Raw genomic sequence first — 14,711 nt, forward strand, 5'->3', positions numbered from 1 at the left:
GGACGCGTGACCGAGCCGCTCTTCGTCATCCCGCTCTGGGCCGACCTCCTCGCCGTCGGCCTCGGCGGCATCCAGGGCGCGCTGTTCGCGTCGGGCTTCCGCGGGCGCGCGCGACTGGACCTCCTCGGCGTCGCGATCATCGGCACGATGATCGGGATGGGCGGAGGGATCATCCGCGACATCCTGCTCGGACTCGCCCCCGCGACCCTCCAGAACAACTGGTACCTCGTGACCGCCGTGGGCGCCTCGCTCGTCGGCATGCTGCTCGCGGGCATCTTCGACCGCCTGAACAAGGTGATCGTCATGCTCGACGCGGTCGTGATCGGGATGTTCGGCGCGTTCGGCACGGCGAAGGCGATCGCGAACGGCATCCCGCTCATCCCCGCGATCTTCATCGGCGCGTGCGCCGCGGTCGGCGGCAGCGTGATCCGCGACATCGCGATGGGGCTCCCGGTCGCGATCATGCACGTCGGGTCGCTCTACGCGGTCGCCGCGGTCGTCGGCAACGCCGCGCTCGCGGTCTCGTACGCGCTCGGCCTGCCGATCGTCGCCGCCGCGATCCTCGGCATCGTGCTCACGACGATCATCCGCGTGCTCGCGGTGGTGTTCGACCTGTCGCTGCCGGAGCAGCGGCGCCTCAACCGCCGCCGGGTCGCTCTCGAGACGCGCGAGATCCCCGTCATCTCCGCCGGCGACATCCCCGCGGCGGCCGATCTCGGGCACACCGGCGCGATCATCCTGCCCGACGACATCACGAGGCCGCGCGAGGACGACTGATCCCGCACATGCGGAGCGGGTCGGGCCCCGAAGGACCCGACCCGCTCCGATGTCGCCGGATCAGGCGCCGACGAGCTCGCCCTCGCGGGCGCGGATCGAGCGGTTGACGGCCGAGATGATCGCCTTGAGCGATGCCGTCGAGATGTCGCCGTCGATGCCGACGCCCCACAGGCGCTCGCCGTCGACCTGCAGCTCGACGTAGGCGGCCGCCTGCGCGTCGGCCGAGGCGCTCATTGCGTGCTCGACGTAGTCGTAGAGCGTGACGTCGATGCCCTGCTCGCGCACGATCTCGAGGAACGCGGCGATGGGTCCGTTGCCTGCGGCAGACGCCTCGACCGTCGCGTCGCCGTCGCGGAGCGTCACCGAGAGCGTGCCCTCACCCGACGCGTCGCGGTTCGAGCGGGTTCCGAGCAGCTCGAACCGGCCCCAGCGCTGCTCGTCGACGGGCGACGGCAGGTACTCGTCCTGGAAGATCGCCCAGATCTGGTCGCTCGTGACCTCGCCGCCCTCCTGATCGGTCTTCGCCTGGACGACGCCGGAGAACTCGATCTGCAGCTTGCGCGGCAGGTCGAGCGCGTGGTCGGCCTTCAGGAGGTACGCGACGCCGCCCTTGCCGGACTGCGAGTTGACGCGGATGACGGCCTCGTAGGAGCGCCCCAGGTCCTTCGGGTCCACCGGCAGGTACGGGACGGCCCACTCGATCTCGTCGACCGAGACGCCCTGGGCCTTCGCCTGCGCGTCCATGGCCTCGAAGCCCTTCTTGATCGCATCCTGGTGCGATCCGCTGAAGGCGGTGAACACGAGGTCGCCGGCCCACGGGCTGCGCTCGGGAACCGGCAGCTGGTTGCAGTACTCGACCGTGCGCTTGACCTGGTCGATGTCGCTGAAGTCGATCTGCGGGTCGATCCCCTGCGTGAACATGTTGATGCCCAGTGCGACGAGGTCGACGTTGCCCGTGCGCTCGCCGTTGCCGAACAGGCAGCCCTCGATGCGGTCGGCGCCCGCCAGGTAGCCCAGCTCCGCCGCGGCGACGGCCGTCCCGCGGTCGTTGTGCGGGTGCAGCGACAGGATGACGTTCTCGCGGTTGTCGAGGTGGCTGCTCATCCACTCGATCGAGTCGGCGTACACGTTCGGCGTCGTCATCTCTACCGTCGCCGGCAGGTTGAGGATGATCTTGCGCTCGGGCGTCGGCACGAGCACCTTCATGACCTCGTTGCAGATCTCGACGGCGAACTCGAGCTCGGTGCCGGTGTACGACTCGGGCGAGTACTCGTAGTAGACCGTCGTCTCGGGAACGGTCTCCTCGTACTGCTTGCACCAGCGCGCGCCGGCCAGGGCGATGTCGATGATGCCCTGCTTGTCGGTGCGGAACACGACCTCGCGTTGGAGCACGCTCGTCGAGTTGTAGAGGTGCACGATCGCCTGCTTCGCGCCCTTGATCGCCTCGTAGGTGCGGGCGATGAGGTGCTCGCGCGCCTGCGTGAGGACCTGGATCGTCACATCGTCGGGGATGAGATCCTCTTCGATGAGCTGGCGCACGAAGTCGAAGTCGGTCTGGCTGGCCGACGGGAAGCCGACCTCGATCTCCTTGTATCCCATCTTGACGAGGAGGTCGAACATCACGCGCTTGCGCTCAGGGCTCATGGGATCGATGAGCGCCTGGTTCCCGTCGCGCAGGTCGACGGCGCACCACCGGGGCGCCTTCTCGATGCGCTTGCCCGGCCACGTGCGGTCCGGGAGGTCCACGGCGATCTGCTCGTGGAAGGGCCGATAGCGGTGGATCGGCATGGCGCTGGGCTTCTGGTTGTTCTTCATGATCGATGCTTCTTCCGGGTTCTGCAGACGAGATCGGGCCGACAGAAAGCTCCGCGACGAGGGGCCCTAGATCGAGATCTCGTCGCGGCAGCTAAGAAGAAGCAGACCGCCACAGCGCATGCATCTACCGTAACACGCAGAGTGCACAGTCGGAGCCGCGGGTTTCCCCTCTTGCCTGAGCACTCTGATCTATCACGACGCCACTTGCCGAGCAGGCTGCTGCGCTCAGCCCGCGACGATGTCGGGCAGGCGCTCGAACACGTCGCTCACGCCCCCGAAATGGCTCGTGCCCGCGCGCACGAGGAGGAAGCCGATGATCCCGACGATCCAGGCGGTCATCTCGCCTGCCTGCCGGGTGAGCCAGGCGTTCACGCGACGCAGGAGCGGCTCCACCGCGGCGTGCGCGACAACGCGCAGCACGAGGAGCGCGAGCGCGGGAGCCACCATGACGAGGCAGTACGCGGCGAGCAGGCCGAGGTGCGCGGCGGGCGGGAGCCGGGCGGCGTCCATGATCCCGATCGCCATGAGGTACGGCAGCAGCGTGGCGATCTCGATCGCCGTCGCGGCGAGGGCGAGCAGGATGAGCGGGCGGATGGGCCCGTCCTCCGCGCCGACGGCGCGCTCGCGCCAGGCGAGCAGGCGCGGCGACGGACCGGCGTCCTTCCTCGTCCCCGTGAGGATCGCGCCGGCGAGCAGCACGCCGCCCACGACGAGCATCGCGATCGCGCCGCCGTCCGACGCGAGCCAGTCCCGGATCCCGTCGAGGAAGAGGCGGGCCCCGATCGACAGCAGGACGCCTATCGCCAGGTAGAACCCCGCCACCGTCGCGAGATAGGCGAGCATGCGCGAGGGGCGGGGCCGCGAGCTCGCGAGCAGCAGCCAGAGGGGGATGAGCAGCGTGCCGAAGCTCGTCGAGTCGGCGAGGGCGAGCAGCGCGAGGGTGCCGATCGTCGTGATGTCCATGTGGACAGCGTCGCGTGACGGCCGCAGGCGCGCATCGGCCGAAGGTGGCGGTCTCCGCGCCGCCGTCTCCGTCTTTCGGAGGAGGGCGAGCCGCCGGATCGATGCTGGGATGGGAGCATGGCGCGCGCTCCCTTCGACGAGTGGGTCCTCCCCTTCGTCCGCTACCGCTCGACGGCGGGCGACCTCGCGAACGCGGGCATCGTCCTCCTGCTCGGCGCCGTCGCCTCCTGGGCGGGCGTCGTCCCCGGCGGCGACGGCGGCCGCCCGCTCGGCCAGCCCTGGATGCCGTGGGTGCTCGCCGTCGCGTGCCTCGTCCCGCTCCTGCTCAAGCGGCGTCTGCCGACGGTCTCCGTCGCCACGGCGGGCGCGATCCTCGTCGTCAGCGTGCACCTCGTGTCGGGATCGATCGCCTTCGTGCCGACCGTCGCCATGTTCGACGCGCTCTACGCGGCCGCGCTCCTGCTCGATGCGCGTCGCATGCGCGTCGTCCTCGCGATCGCCGTCGCTGTCCTCGCCGCGCTGGCGATCGCCGCGCCGATCGAGGGCCTCGTCGCGGTCATCCTCACCTACGGCGCGCTGCTCGGCCTCCCGATCGCGTGGGGCACATCAGTGCGCCAGCGCGACGCGCTGGTCCGCCTCGAGCGCGAGCGCGCCGACGCCGTCGCCCACGCCGCCGAGCTCGACCGGACCGCGGCCGTGCGCGCCGAGCGCGCCCGACTCGCGGCCGCGCTGCATGACGAGATCGCCGCGCGCCTCAGCGCGATCTCGCTCCAGACGAGCGCGCTCGGCGCGCGGGGAGGCCTCGACGCGCGCACCGGGGCATCCGTCGACGCGGTGCGTGCCGCGAGCCGCGAGGCGCTCGCCGAGCTCCGTGCGCTGATCTCCCTGCTCGCCGCCGACCGCGAGGAGCCGGCGCTGCCGCCCGCCGACGACCCCGTGCGCGCCCTTCAGCGCACCGCCGACGCCTTCGGCGTCGCGCTCTGCGTCGCCTCCGACCGCCCGCCGCTCGCGCCCGACGTCTCGGCCGCGCTCGCGCAGATCGGCCGAGAGGCGATCGTCAACGCCGCCCGCCATGCGCCGGGCGCTCCCGTCGACGCGTCGCTGCACGCAGACGGCTCCGTCGTCGTGCTGGAGATCGACAACCCTCTCGTCGGCGCGCCGTCGACGGGTGCTCGCGGACTCGGGCTCGACCTGATGGAGAGGCGCTGGTCGGCGATCGGCGCGCGCGGCTCGGCCGGCCCCGTCGACGCGCGCTGGCGGGTGCGGGTGGAGGCGCCGCTGTCGGCGACAGCCGGGACGACGGGGGCGCCCGCATGACCATCCGCGTCCTCGTCGCCGACGATCATGCAGCGGTGCGCGCCGGCATCGCGGCCGTCCTGTCCGCCGCCTCCGACATCGAGGTCGTCGGCGAGGCCGCCGACGGTCAGGTGGCCGTCCGGCAGGCCGCGGCGCTCGAGCCCGACGTCGTACTGATGGACGTGCGGATGCCGCGCATCGACGGCATCGAGGCGACCGCCGCGCTGACCGCACGCGGGTTCCCCGTGCTCGTGCTCACGACGTTCGCTGTGGACGCCTACGTCGACGGCGCCCTCGCGGCCGGCGCCTCCGGCTACCTCCTGAAGACCGCGGAGGCGGACGAGATCATCGCGGGCGTCCGCCGCGTGGCGGCCGGCGAGGGCGTCCTCGCGCCCGAGGTGACGCTGCGGGTCATCCGGAGCGTCGGACGCGCACCGGAGCGGCCCGAGCCTCCCGCCGAGCTCGACCTGCTCACGCCGCGCGAGCGCGAGGTGCTCGTCGGGCTCGGCGCCGGCCGGTCCAACGCCGAGATCGCGCGCGAGCTGCACGTGTCGGAGACGACCGTCAAGAGCCATGTCTCGCACGTGCTCGCGAAGCTGGGCGTCGCGACCCGGATGGCCGCGGCCGTGATCGCGCGCGACGCCGGGCTCGCATAGCGATCGCCTCAGAAGCCGAGGCGCCTCAGCTGCTTGGGGTCGCGCTGCCACTCCTTCGCGACGCGCACGTGAAGCGAGAGGAACACCCGCGTGCCGAGCAGCGGCTCGAGCTGCGCTCGCGCGCGCGAGCCCACCTCCTTGAGGCGCGTGCCCTTCCGGCCGATGATGATGGCCTTCTGACTGTCTCGCTCGACCACGAGGTCGGCCCAGACGTCGGTCAGCTCGGGATTGTCCTCCCGCGGGGCGATGTCGGAGATCGTCACGGCGATCGAATGCGGCAGCTCGTCGCGCACGCCCTCGAGCGCGGCCTCGCGGATGATCTCGGCGACGCGGTCCTCGGTCGACTCGTCGGTGACGACGCCGTCGGGGTAGAGCGCAGGGCCCTCGGGCATGAGGGCGAGCAGCCCATCCGTCAGCACGTCGAGGCGCTCTCCGGTGATCGACGACAGCGGGATGACCGCGGCCCAGTCCTCGCGGAGGGCGTCGACCTCGAGAAGGCGCTCCATGATCTGCTCGTGCGACGACGCGTCGGTCTTCGTGACGATGGCGACCTTCTTCGCGCGAGGATAGCCGTCGAGCGATTCGGCGATCCGGCGGTCGCCCGGTCCGACCTTCTCCTGCGCGGGCACGCAGAAGGCGATGACGTCGACGTCGCCGAGCACCGATTCGACGAGGTCGTTCAGACGCTGGCCGAGGAGCGTGCGCGGGCGGTGGATGCCCGGTGTGTCGACCACGATGAGCTGACCGCCGGGGCGGTTCAGGATGCCGCGGATGGCGCGGCGCGTGGTCTGCGGCTTCTCGCTCGTGATCGCGACCTTCTCGCCGACGAGCGCGTTCATGAGCGTCGACTTGCCCACGTTCGGCCGGCCGACGAAGGTCACGAACCCACTCCGGCTCGTGTGCTCCGGGGAATCAGTCATGGGGTTCGTCCTTCCTCGCGGCGTCGTCCGAGCGGCCGCCGTTCCTCTTCGCCGCGGACTTCCGGCCGCCGCTCTTCTTCGCCGGCTCGCGCACGGTCGGCACCTCCACCGTCACCGGCAGCGCGAGCTCGCCCGTGCGCGGGTGACGGCCGCGCACCTCGTCGACAGCGCGCAGAGCAGGGCTCCGGTCGACGAACACGGTCGCGATCCCCCGTCCGCGGCCGCGCGACGTGCCGCCGGTGAGGATGAGGCCCTCGACCTCGGCCATGTCGCCCGGCTGCGGCACGCGGCCGATGTGCTTGCCGAGGAGCCCGCCGATCGAGTCGACGTCGTCGTCCTCGAGCTCGATGCCGAACAGCTCGCCCACCTCGTCGAGCCCGAGGCTCGCGCTCACCCGGAAGGTGCCGTCCGGGAGATCGACGATCTCCTTCGACGGCTGGTCGTACTCGTCGGAGATGTCGCCGACGAGCTCCTCGATGAGGTCCTCGAGGGTCACGAGGCCCGCGACGCCGCCGTACTCGTCGACGACGATGCAGACGTGCACGGCGTCGCGCTTCATCTGCTGCAGGAGCGTCTCGGCGCGCATCTGCTCCGGGACGAACACGGCAGGTCGCGCGAGGGCCCGCGCGGTCGTGCCCTCGTGCCACGCGGCGCCCTCGCGGAACGCATGCAGGACGAGGTCCTTCAGATACAGGACCCCGACGACGTCGTCGATCTCCCCGTCGACCACCGGCAGGCGCGACATGCCGCGCTGGAGGAAGATCGTCATGGCCTCGCGAGCGGTGGCGTCGGCCTCGACCGTGACCATCTCGGTGCGCGGCACCATGACGACGCGCACGACCTGGTCGGTGAAGTCGAACACCGAGTGGATGAGGTCGCGATCGTCGGCCTCGATGAGGTCGTTCGAGGCGGCTTCGTCGACCATGCTCAGCAGCTGGTCCTCTGACTCGAAGCTGCGCCGGCCGCCGCCCGGCGTGATCGCGTTGCCGACCACGACGAGCGCCTTCACGAGGGGGCCGAGCACGATGCGCACACCGCGCACGAGCGGAGCGAACCAGGACAGCAGCGCCTCCGCATGCCGGCGCCCCGCGGAGCGCGGACTCGAGGCGACCGCGACGAACGAGAAGCCCGTCATGACGACGACCGTCGCGAGCACGGCCCACCAGACGCTGTCGAACAGCAGGATGAACGCGACCGTCGCGAACACGGCGGCGCCGGTCTCCGCGAGCACCCTCAGGAAGCCGATCGCGTTCGCGTGGCTGTCGGGGTCGTCGGCGATGTGGGCGAGCGCCCGCGCGCTGCGGCCCTCGGTCGCGAGGTCGACGAGGTCGGCCCGCGAGCTGACCGACAGCGCGGCGTCCAGTGCGGACATGAGGCCCCCGACCGCGACGAGCACGACGGCCCCGATCAGCAGCAGCGTCTCGATCATGTGCGCGGGCGTCTGCGTTCCTCGGCGGCGAAGCTCGCGATGAGCCGATCCTGGAGCCCGAACATGACGCGGTGCTCCTCCGGCTCGGCGTGGTCGTACCCGAGCAGGTGGAGCAGCCCGTGGGTCGTGAGCAGGATGAGCTCGTCCATGAGCGAGTGGCCGGCCTTCTCGGCCTGGCCTTCCGCGACCTGCGGGCACAGCACGATGTCGCCCAGGAGTCCCGCGGGCGTCGGCATGTCGTCGGTGCCCGGTCGCAGCTCGTCCATCGGGAAGCTCAGGACGTCGGTCGGGCCGGGCTCGTCCATCCACTGCACGTGCAGCGCCTCCATGGCGCCCTCGTCGACGAGGACGATCGCGACCTCGGCGTCGGGGCTGACGTGCAGCTGCGCGAGGTTGTGCTGCGTCAGACGCAGCAGGACGCTCTCGTCGACCGCGATGGCGGACTCGTTGTTGATGTCGATCATCGGATCCCCCGCTTCGGCTTGCGGTCGCGCGGACCGCCCGTGCGCGACGCACCGCGCCGCTCGGCGCGGTTCGCGAATTCGCGCGCCTCGTCCAGCTCTGCTCGGTGCGCGGCGCGCTTCTCGTCGTACTCGCTGTAGGCGTCGACGATGCGGCCCACGAGCGTGTGGCGCACGACGTCATCGCTCGAGAGCCGTGCGAAGTGGATGTCGTCGACGCCGTCGAGGATGCGCGTCACGAGCCGCAGCCCCGACGTCCCACCCGGCAGGTCGACCTGCGTGATGTCGCCCGTGACGACCATCCGGGTGCCGAACCCGAGGCGCGTGAGGAACATCTTCATCTGCTCGGGGGTCGTGTTCTGGGCCTCGTCGAGGACGACGAACGAGTCGTTGAGCGTGCGCCCGCGCATGTACGCGAGCGGCGCGACCTCGATCGTCCCGCTTGCCATGAGCTTCGGCACGAGCTCGGGGTCCATCATCTCGTTGAGCGCGTCGTACAGCGGCCGGAGGTACGGGTCGATCTTGTCGGTCAGCGTTCCGGGCAGGAAGCCGAGCCGCTCCCCCGCCTCGACCGCGGGGCGCGTGAGGATGATGCGGTTCACCTCGCGGCGCTGCAGGGCCTGCACGGCCTTCGCCATCGCGAGGTAGGTCTTCCCCGTGCCCGCAGGGCCGATGCCGAAGACGATCGTGTTCTCGTCGATCGCGTCGACGTACTTCTTCTGGCCGAGGGTCTTCGGGCGGATGACCTTGCCGCGGGTCGACAGGATCGCCTCGCCGAGCACCTCGCTCGGGCGCGGCCCGCCCTGCTCGAGGATGCGGTTCGACGTCGCGATGTCGGCGGGGCCGAGGTCGTGCCCCTCGCGCGTGAGCTGCAGCAGCTCGTCGACGAGGGCGCGCGCGGCGCGCACGGCGGAGGCCGACCCGCGCAGGGTGATCTCGTTGCCGCGCACGAGGACGTCGACGGCGGGGTGCTCGCGCTCGACCATGCGCAGGAGGCGGTCCTGCGGTCCGAGGAGCTGCACCATCGCGACGCCGTCGGCGTGGATGGTCTGGGTGACGACGTCGTCGTCCGGCTGGGCTGCGCCCATGGGGTCAGTGGCCAACGAGGCTCTTCTCCTGGAGTTCTCCGGCGAGCACGTGCGCGTGCACGTGGAACACGGTCTGGCCCGCGTCTGCGCCGGTGTTGAAGATCAGACGGAACTGCCCGCCGGCGTGGTCCTCGGCGACCGCCTTCGCGGTCTGGACCATCTCGGCGAGGAGCGAGGGGTCGCCTGCCGCGAGCTCGACGACGTCGCGGTACTCCTGCGTCTTCGGGATGACGAGGAGATGGACGGGCGCCTGCGGGCTGATGTCCTGCAGCACGAACACGCGCTCGGTCTCGGCGACGATGGTTCCCGGGATCTCGCCCTGCAGGATGCGCGTGAAGATCGACGGCTCGCTCATGCGGTCGAGTCTATCCACCGCGGTCACCAGCGCCCGAGCTTCGCGTTGAGGACGGCGAGGGCCGCCGGGCCCGCGGTCGAGGTCCTCAGGATGGTGTCGCCGAGGCGCACGCGCTCGGCGCCGGCGGCCGCGAGGCGCTCCAGCTCGTCGGGCGCGATGCCGCCCTCGGGGCCGACGACGAGCACGAGATCGCGGGCGTCGTCGACGTCGATCGAGGTCAGGGCGGCCTGCGCGGTCGGGTCGAGCACGAGCACGCGCGCCGATGCCGCGCGCTCTGCGACCTGCGCGGTCGTCGCGATCGGCGAGACCTCCGCGATCCACGCCCGGTGCGCCTGCTTCGCGGCCTCGCGGACGATCGAGGCCCAGCGGGCGCGGCCCTTCTCCGCCTTCGGCCCCTGCCAGCGCGAGACGCTGCGCGCCGCCTGCCACGGCACGACCTCGTCGATGCCGAGTTCGGTCGCCGCCTGCACCGCGAGCTCGTCGCGGTCGCCCTTCGCGAGCGCCTGCACGAGCACGAGCCGCGGGGACTGGGGCGGCAGATCCTGGCGCGAGGCGATCCGCACGACGACGCGCTGCGGCGAGACGCTCTCGCACGTGCCCGCGAGCCACGCGCCGCGGCCATCCGTGACCGTGACCTCCTCGCCGACGCGCACGCGGCGCACGGATGCGGCGTGGTGCGCCTCCGCACCCGTGAGCTCGAGCTCGCCGCCGGGCGAGACCGCCCCCGCGCGCTCGTCGTGGAAGTGCAGCGCCATGGGCCCTAGCCGCGGAACCGGTCGCGGAGCTTCGAGAACAGCCCCTGGTGGAACTCGGCCAGGCGCGGCGCGGGCGCCTTCGTGCGCCGCGCGAGCTCCTCGAGGAGCTGACGCGTGCGGTGATCGACCTTCGTCGGCGTGACGACCTGGACGCCCACGCGCAGGTCGCCGCGACGCGAGGTGCGCAGCCCGGTGATCCCGCGCTCCTTGATCGTCAGCACCTCGCCCGACTGGATACCAGGGCGCACCTCGACCTCGACCTCGCCGTCGAGCCCGGCGATGGTCGTCGTCGTGCCGAGGATGGCATCGGTCATCGACACCTCGAGGGTCGCGAGCAGGTCGTCGCCGTCGCGGCTGAACACCCGGTGCGGGGCGACCGTGACCTCGACGTACAGGTCGCCGTTCGGGCCGCCGGCGGGGCCCACCTCGCCCGAGCCCGGCAGCTGCAGACGCAGGCCCGTCTCGACGCCCGCGGGGATGTCGAGCGACACGGTGCGGCGCGAGCGCACGCGGCCCTGGCCGCCGCAGGTCGCGCACGGGTGCGGGATGACGGTGCCGTAGCCCTGGCACGCGCCGCAGGGCTGCGACGTCACCATGTTGCCGAGGAGGCTGCGCACCTGGCGCTGCACGTGGCCCGTGCCGCCGCAGATGTCGCACGTCGCGGGGCTCGTCCCCGGCTGGCAGCAGGACCCCTGGCAGGTCTCGCAGAGCACAGCCGTGTCGACCTCGATGTCGCGATGCGTGCCGAACACGACATCGCCGAGCTCGAGCGTCACGCGGACGAGCGCGTCCTGTCCGCGCTCTCGGCGCGAGCGCGGCCGACCGCCGCGACCGCCGCCCGAGGCGCCGAAGAACGTCTCGAAGATGTCGCCGAATCCGCCGAAGCCCGCGCCGCCGAACGGCGACTCGTCGCCGCCCATGTCGTAGCGGCGGCGCTGCTCGGGGTCGCTGAGCACGTCGTACGCGTGCGTGACCGACTTGAACTCCTCCGCGGCCTCGGGCGCGGGGTTCACATCCGGGTGCAGGCGACGCGCGAGCTTGCGGTACGCCTTCTTGATGTCCTCCTGCGACGCGTCCTTCGACACGCCGAGGGTCTCGTAGTGATCAGCCACATCAGCCTTCCTGCGGGCGTCGTGCGCCCGTGCTCCGATCCGTCGGGCGACGCGTCAGCGCCGGCCCTCGTCCTCGTCCAGCAGCCTCGTCAGGTAGCGGGCGACCGCCCGCGCCGCAGCGAGGTTGCGGGGGTAGTCCATGCGCGTGGGCCCCATGATGCCGATGCGCGCCGCGCCGACGGCCGAGTCGTACTCGCTCGCGACGATCGACGCCTCGGAGAGCCCGAAGGCCGCGTTCTCGCGGCCGATGCTCGCCGAGAGACCCTGCTCGTCGGCGACCATCTCGCTCATGAGCCGCAGCAGCGTCACCTGCTCCTCGATCGCCTCGAGGAGCGGATGGATGCTGCCGCGGAAGTCCTGCTCGCGCTTCGCGAGGGTCGCCGAGCCCGCCAGCACGAGGCGGTTCTGGCGGAACTCGTCGAGCTCCTCGGCTGCCGCCTGCGCGATCCTGTGCAGCGCGCGATCGACGGCGCTGACGGGAGCGGCAGCGAGCTCGGCGCCGCGCTGCAGCTGCTCGGCCGCGTCGGCCACGGAGCGGCCGGCGAGGAGGGGCACGAGGCGCGCGGCGACCCGCTCGATCGACTCCGCGTCGAGCTCGTCGGCAAGGCCCGTGATGCGCTGCGACACGCGACCGGTGTCGGTCACGATGATGACGAGCACGCGGCGGCCGTCGAGCGGCACGAGCTGCACGTGCGTCACGCTCGCCCGGGCGAAGGACGGGTACTGCACGAGCGCGACCTGTCCGGTGAGCTGCGTGAGGAGGCGGACGGTGCGCGCGAGGAGGTCGTCGAGGTCGGCCGGGTCGCCCAGGAACGACGCGATCGCCGACCGCTGGGCCGATGACAGCGGGCGCAGCTCGGCGAGGTGGTCGACGAAGACGCGGTAGCCCTTGTCCGTCGGAACGCGGCCCGACGACGTATGCGGCTGGGCGATGAGCTCCTCGTCCTCGAGGAGCGCCATGTCGTTGCGGATGGTCGCCGCCGAGACGCCGAAGGAGTGCCGCTCGACGATGGAGCGGCTGCCGACCGGCTCGTGCGTGTCGACGTAGTCCTGCACGATGGCCCGGAGCACCTGCAGTCCGCGGTCGCTGACCATGTGCGCGCTCCTCTCCTGGCACTCGATGTCTCGGAGTGCCAGTCTACCGACCCGAGGCCGGGAACGGCATGCGCGCCGGCCGCCTGCGCGGCTCGGCCGACCTCAGTCCGTGAGTACCCGCACTACGGCGTCCGCGAGAAGGCGGCCGCGGAGGGTGAGCACGATCCGCCCGCGGAGTGCCGCCCCCGGCTCGATGAGGCCGTCGGCGATGAGGCCGGCCACCGCACGCCGCGCGTCATCCGGCAGCGCGTCGATCGCGAGCCCCTCGCGGATGCGGCTGTGCAGCAGCACGCGCTCGAGCTGCTGCGCGGCCGCGTCGGGGCGCTCCCGACCGGCGGCCGGCGACTCCCCCGCGGCGAGCCGCTGCGCGTACGCGGCGGGATGCTTGACGTTCCACCAGCGCAGACCCGCGACGTGGCTGTGCGCACCCGGACCGAAGCCCCACCAGTCGGCGCCGCGCCAGTACGCGAGGTTGTGGCGCGAGCGACGGCCGTCGCCGCGCGCCCAGTTCGACACCTCGTACCACGCGAAGCCCGCGTCGGCGAGCATGCGGTCGGCGAGCTCGTACATGTCGGCCTGGAGGTCGTCGTCGGGCGCGGGCACCTCGCCGCGGCGGATCTGCCGCGCGAGCTTCGTCCCGTCCTCGATGATGAGCGCGTACGCCGAGACGTGGTCGGGTTCGAGCGCGAGCGCGGCCTCGAGCGACGCGCGCCAGTCGTCGATCGACTCGCCGGGGGCGCCGTAGATGAGGTCGACGCTCACGTCGAGCCCGACCGAGCGCCCTGCCTCGACCGCCGTCCGCACGTTCGACGGCGTGTGCGTGCGATCGAGCGCCGCGAGCACGTGCGGCACGGCCGACTGCATGCCCACCGACATGCGGGTGACCCCCGCCCGCGCGAGCTCCTCCGCGACCGCGGGGGTCACCGTGTCGGGGTTCGCCTCGACGGTGATCTCCGCGTCGTCCGCGATGCCGAACGCGCCGCGCACGCCCTCGAGCATGCGCGCGAGGTCGCCGGCGGGCAGCAGCGTCGGCGTGCCGCCGCCGAAGAACACCGTCTGCGCGGGACGCAGCGCGCCCGCCTCGGCGAGCACGTCGCGCGCGAGCGCGACCTCGCGCAGGAGGACGTCGGCGTACTCGTCCTGTCGGGCTCCGCGCAGCTCCTCGGAGGTGTACGTGTTGAAGTCGCAGTACCCGCAGCGCACCCGGCAGAACGGCACGTGCAGGTAGACGCCGAGATCCGTCGCCGGATCGATCGGCAGATCGCGCGGGAGGCGGCCGTCGGCGGGAGCGGGATCGCCGACGGGGAGGGCGCCGGCCATCAGGAGCCGGTGTGGAACAGCGGCGAGATCGCGCGGAGGTACCCCGCGAAGAGCGCCTTGCGACGACGGCGCACGAGCGTCTTGAACAGGCGGTTCCAGAACGTCATGGGGCGGTCGAACGCGCGCACCTCGAACCACACCTCGTCGTTCTCGCGCCACTCGATCATGAACGACTCCTCGCCGCTCACCACCGAGTCGCCGACGGTGCCGAGAGCGAAGCCCACCCGACGCGCCTCCTCGATCACGAAGATGACCCGCAGCTCGGCGTCCGCGCGCGAGCCGCCCACCTTGCCGTGCACGGTGACGGTCGTGCCCGCCCCGACGTACGGCGTTCCGTCCGCGTCGAACCGCTGGTCGGCATCCGATCGGCTCGGCGCGACGGCGTTGCCCGCCTCGTCGAAGCTGACGCCCGTGTAGGTCGGGCCGGGAGCGGGCCGGACGTCGCTCAGCGTGAGCCCCGCGCCCTTCAGCGCACCCCACGACAGGAGGGCGTCGACCGCGGTGCGGAAGCGCTCCTCGCCGCTGCCGATCCGCCAGGCGGACGCCGCGGGGATGCTGTGCTCCGGCGGGTACTGGAGCAGGTCAGGAGCCTGCGTCGCCCCGACGGCGGCATAGTCGACCGTCTCGTCTCGGAAGGTCTCCCGGCGCATGGTGTCCACCCTAACCTCA

At 72.0% G+C, this 14,711-nt stretch carries 15 protein-coding genes; 3 read left to right on the forward strand and 12 right to left on the reverse strand.

The features are described from left to right. Positions 1 to 6 precede the first annotated feature (6 nt). A complete protein-coding gene (locus tag M1D46_RS11035; RefSeq protein ID WP_271171895.1) occupies positions 7 to 777 on the forward strand; it encodes a trimeric intracellular cation channel family protein in 771 nt (256 codons plus the stop codon). Between the two features lie 60 nt (positions 778 to 837). Here the strand turns inward: M1D46_RS11035 and leuA are convergent, their stop codons facing one another. Then, positions 838 to 2,592, reverse strand: a complete 1,755-nt coding sequence (gene leuA / locus M1D46_RS11040; protein ID WP_456285547.1) for a 2-isopropylmalate synthase — start codon at positions 2,590 to 2,592, stop codon at positions 838 to 840. Between the two features lie 225 nt (positions 2,593 to 2,817). After that, positions 2,818 to 3,555, reverse strand: coding sequence for a GAP family protein (locus M1D46_RS11045; protein WP_456285548.1), 738 nt, complete (start codon positions 3,553 to 3,555; stop codon positions 2,818 to 2,820). 117 nt (positions 3,556 to 3,672) lie between these two features. Between M1D46_RS11045 and M1D46_RS11050 the strand changes: the two genes are divergently transcribed. Continuing rightward, complete coding sequence (locus M1D46_RS11050; RefSeq protein WP_456285549.1) at positions 3,673 to 4,872, forward strand: sensor histidine kinase; 1,200 nt, start codon at positions 3,673 to 3,675, stop codon at positions 4,870 to 4,872. Next, positions 4,869 to 5,507 carry a response regulator gene (locus M1D46_RS11055; protein WP_456285550.1) on the forward strand — a complete coding sequence of 213 codons (639 nt, stop codon included), beginning with the start codon at positions 4,869 to 4,871 and terminating at the stop codon, positions 5,505 to 5,507. Before M1D46_RS11050 ends, M1D46_RS11055 begins: the two co-directional genes overlap by 4 nt. A gap of 8 nt (positions 5,508 to 5,515) precedes the next feature. On the opposite strand, the gene era is transcribed toward M1D46_RS11055, so the two are convergent. From era to M1D46_RS11105, 10 genes are all read right to left on the reverse strand, one after another. After that, positions 5,516 to 6,427 carry a GTPase Era gene (gene era, locus M1D46_RS11060; protein WP_456285552.1) on the reverse strand — a complete coding sequence of 304 codons (912 nt, stop codon included), beginning with the start codon at positions 6,425 to 6,427 and terminating at the stop codon, positions 5,516 to 5,518. Then, the gene (locus M1D46_RS11065; RefSeq protein WP_456285553.1) at positions 6,420 to 7,856 is read right to left on the reverse strand and encodes a hemolysin family protein; all 1,437 of its coding nucleotides are present in this window, start codon (positions 7,854 to 7,856) and stop codon (positions 6,420 to 6,422) included. Before M1D46_RS11065 ends, era begins: the two co-directional genes overlap by 8 nt. Continuing rightward, positions 7,853 to 8,320, reverse strand: a complete 468-nt coding sequence (gene ybeY / locus M1D46_RS11070) for an rRNA maturation RNase YbeY (protein ID WP_271171902.1) — start codon at positions 8,318 to 8,320, stop codon at positions 7,853 to 7,855. The genes M1D46_RS11065 and ybeY overlap by 4 nt, the downstream gene beginning before the upstream one ends. Continuing rightward, positions 8,317 to 9,405: a PhoH family protein gene (locus M1D46_RS11075; protein WP_271172182.1), complete on the reverse strand. Its 1,089-nt coding sequence runs from the start codon at positions 9,403 to 9,405 to the stop codon at positions 8,317 to 8,319. The genes ybeY and M1D46_RS11075 overlap by 4 nt, the downstream gene beginning before the upstream one ends. Positions 9,406 to 9,409: 4 nt before the next feature. Beyond that, a complete protein-coding gene (locus M1D46_RS11080) occupies positions 9,410 to 9,760 on the reverse strand; it encodes an HIT domain-containing protein (RefSeq protein WP_271171903.1) in 351 nt (116 codons plus the stop codon). A 23-nt stretch (positions 9,761 to 9,783) separates the two neighbouring features. Further along, on the reverse strand, positions 9,784 to 10,515 hold the full coding sequence (locus tag M1D46_RS11085) for a 16S rRNA (uracil(1498)-N(3))-methyltransferase (protein ID WP_421075832.1): 732 nt from the start codon (positions 10,513 to 10,515) through the stop codon (positions 9,784 to 9,786). 5 nt (positions 10,516 to 10,520) lie between these two features. Continuing rightward, entirely contained in the window at positions 10,521 to 11,627 is a 1,107-nt protein-coding gene (dnaJ, locus tag M1D46_RS11090; protein WP_324014794.1) for a molecular chaperone DnaJ, read from the reverse strand. A gap of 54 nt (positions 11,628 to 11,681) precedes the next feature. Continuing rightward, the gene (gene hrcA, locus M1D46_RS11095) at positions 11,682 to 12,722 is read right to left on the reverse strand and encodes a heat-inducible transcriptional repressor HrcA (protein WP_271171906.1); all 1,041 of its coding nucleotides are present in this window, start codon (positions 12,720 to 12,722) and stop codon (positions 11,682 to 11,684) included. A gap of 102 nt (positions 12,723 to 12,824) precedes the next feature. Next, on the reverse strand, positions 12,825 to 14,042 hold the full coding sequence (hemW, locus tag M1D46_RS11100) for a radical SAM family heme chaperone HemW (RefSeq protein ID WP_456285554.1): 1,218 nt from the start codon (positions 14,040 to 14,042) through the stop codon (positions 12,825 to 12,827). Continuing rightward, positions 14,042 to 14,692, reverse strand: a complete 651-nt coding sequence (locus tag M1D46_RS11105; RefSeq protein ID WP_324014789.1) for a DUF1990 family protein — start codon at positions 14,690 to 14,692, stop codon at positions 14,042 to 14,044. Before M1D46_RS11105 ends, hemW begins: the two co-directional genes overlap by 1 nt. Between the last annotated feature and the right edge of the window lie 19 nt (positions 14,693 to 14,711).

It is taken from the genome of Microbacterium sp. JZ70, from assembly GCF_053903225.1.

What these genes read in the sequence shown, in the direction of transcription:
- leuA (WP_456285547.1), bottom strand. Translation starts at nt 2,592, where the DNA reads ATGAAGAACAACCAGAAGCCCAGCGCCATGCCGATCCACCGCTATCGG.
- hemW (WP_456285554.1), bottom strand. Translation starts at nt 14,042, where the DNA reads ATGGCCGGCGCCCTCCCCGTCGGCGATCCCGCTCCCGCCGACGGCCGC.
- M1D46_RS11045 (WP_456285548.1), bottom strand. Translation starts at nt 3,555, where the DNA reads ATGGACATCACGACGATCGGCACCCTCGCGCTGCTCGCCCTCGCCGAC.
- M1D46_RS11105 (WP_324014789.1), bottom strand. Translation starts at nt 14,692, where the DNA reads ATGCGCCGGGAGACCTTCCGAGACGAGACGGTCGACTATGCCGCCGTC.
- M1D46_RS11065 (WP_456285553.1), bottom strand. Translation starts at nt 7,856, where the DNA reads ATGATCGAGACGCTGCTGCTGATCGGGGCCGTCGTGCTCGTCGCGGTC.
- ybeY (WP_271171902.1), bottom strand. Translation starts at nt 8,320, where the DNA reads ATGATCGACATCAACAACGAGTCCGCCATCGCGGTCGACGAGAGCGTC.
- M1D46_RS11055 (WP_456285550.1), top strand. Translation starts at nt 4,869, where the DNA reads ATGACCATCCGCGTCCTCGTCGCCGACGATCATGCAGCGGTGCGCGCC.
- M1D46_RS11050 (WP_456285549.1), top strand. Translation starts at nt 3,673, where the DNA reads ATGGCGCGCGCTCCCTTCGACGAGTGGGTCCTCCCCTTCGTCCGCTAC.
- M1D46_RS11080 (WP_271171903.1), bottom strand. Translation starts at nt 9,760, where the DNA reads ATGAGCGAGCCGTCGATCTTCACGCGCATCCTGCAGGGCGAGATCCCG.
- M1D46_RS11075 (WP_271172182.1), bottom strand. Translation starts at nt 9,405, where the DNA reads ATGGGCGCAGCCCAGCCGGACGACGACGTCGTCACCCAGACCATCCAC.
- M1D46_RS11085 (WP_421075832.1), bottom strand. Translation starts at nt 10,515, where the DNA reads ATGGCGCTGCACTTCCACGACGAGCGCGCGGGGGCGGTCTCGCCCGGC.
- hrcA (WP_271171906.1), bottom strand. Translation starts at nt 12,722, where the DNA reads ATGGTCAGCGACCGCGGACTGCAGGTGCTCCGGGCCATCGTGCAGGAC.
- era (WP_456285552.1), bottom strand. Translation starts at nt 6,427, where the DNA reads ATGACTGATTCCCCGGAGCACACGAGCCGGAGTGGGTTCGTGACCTTC.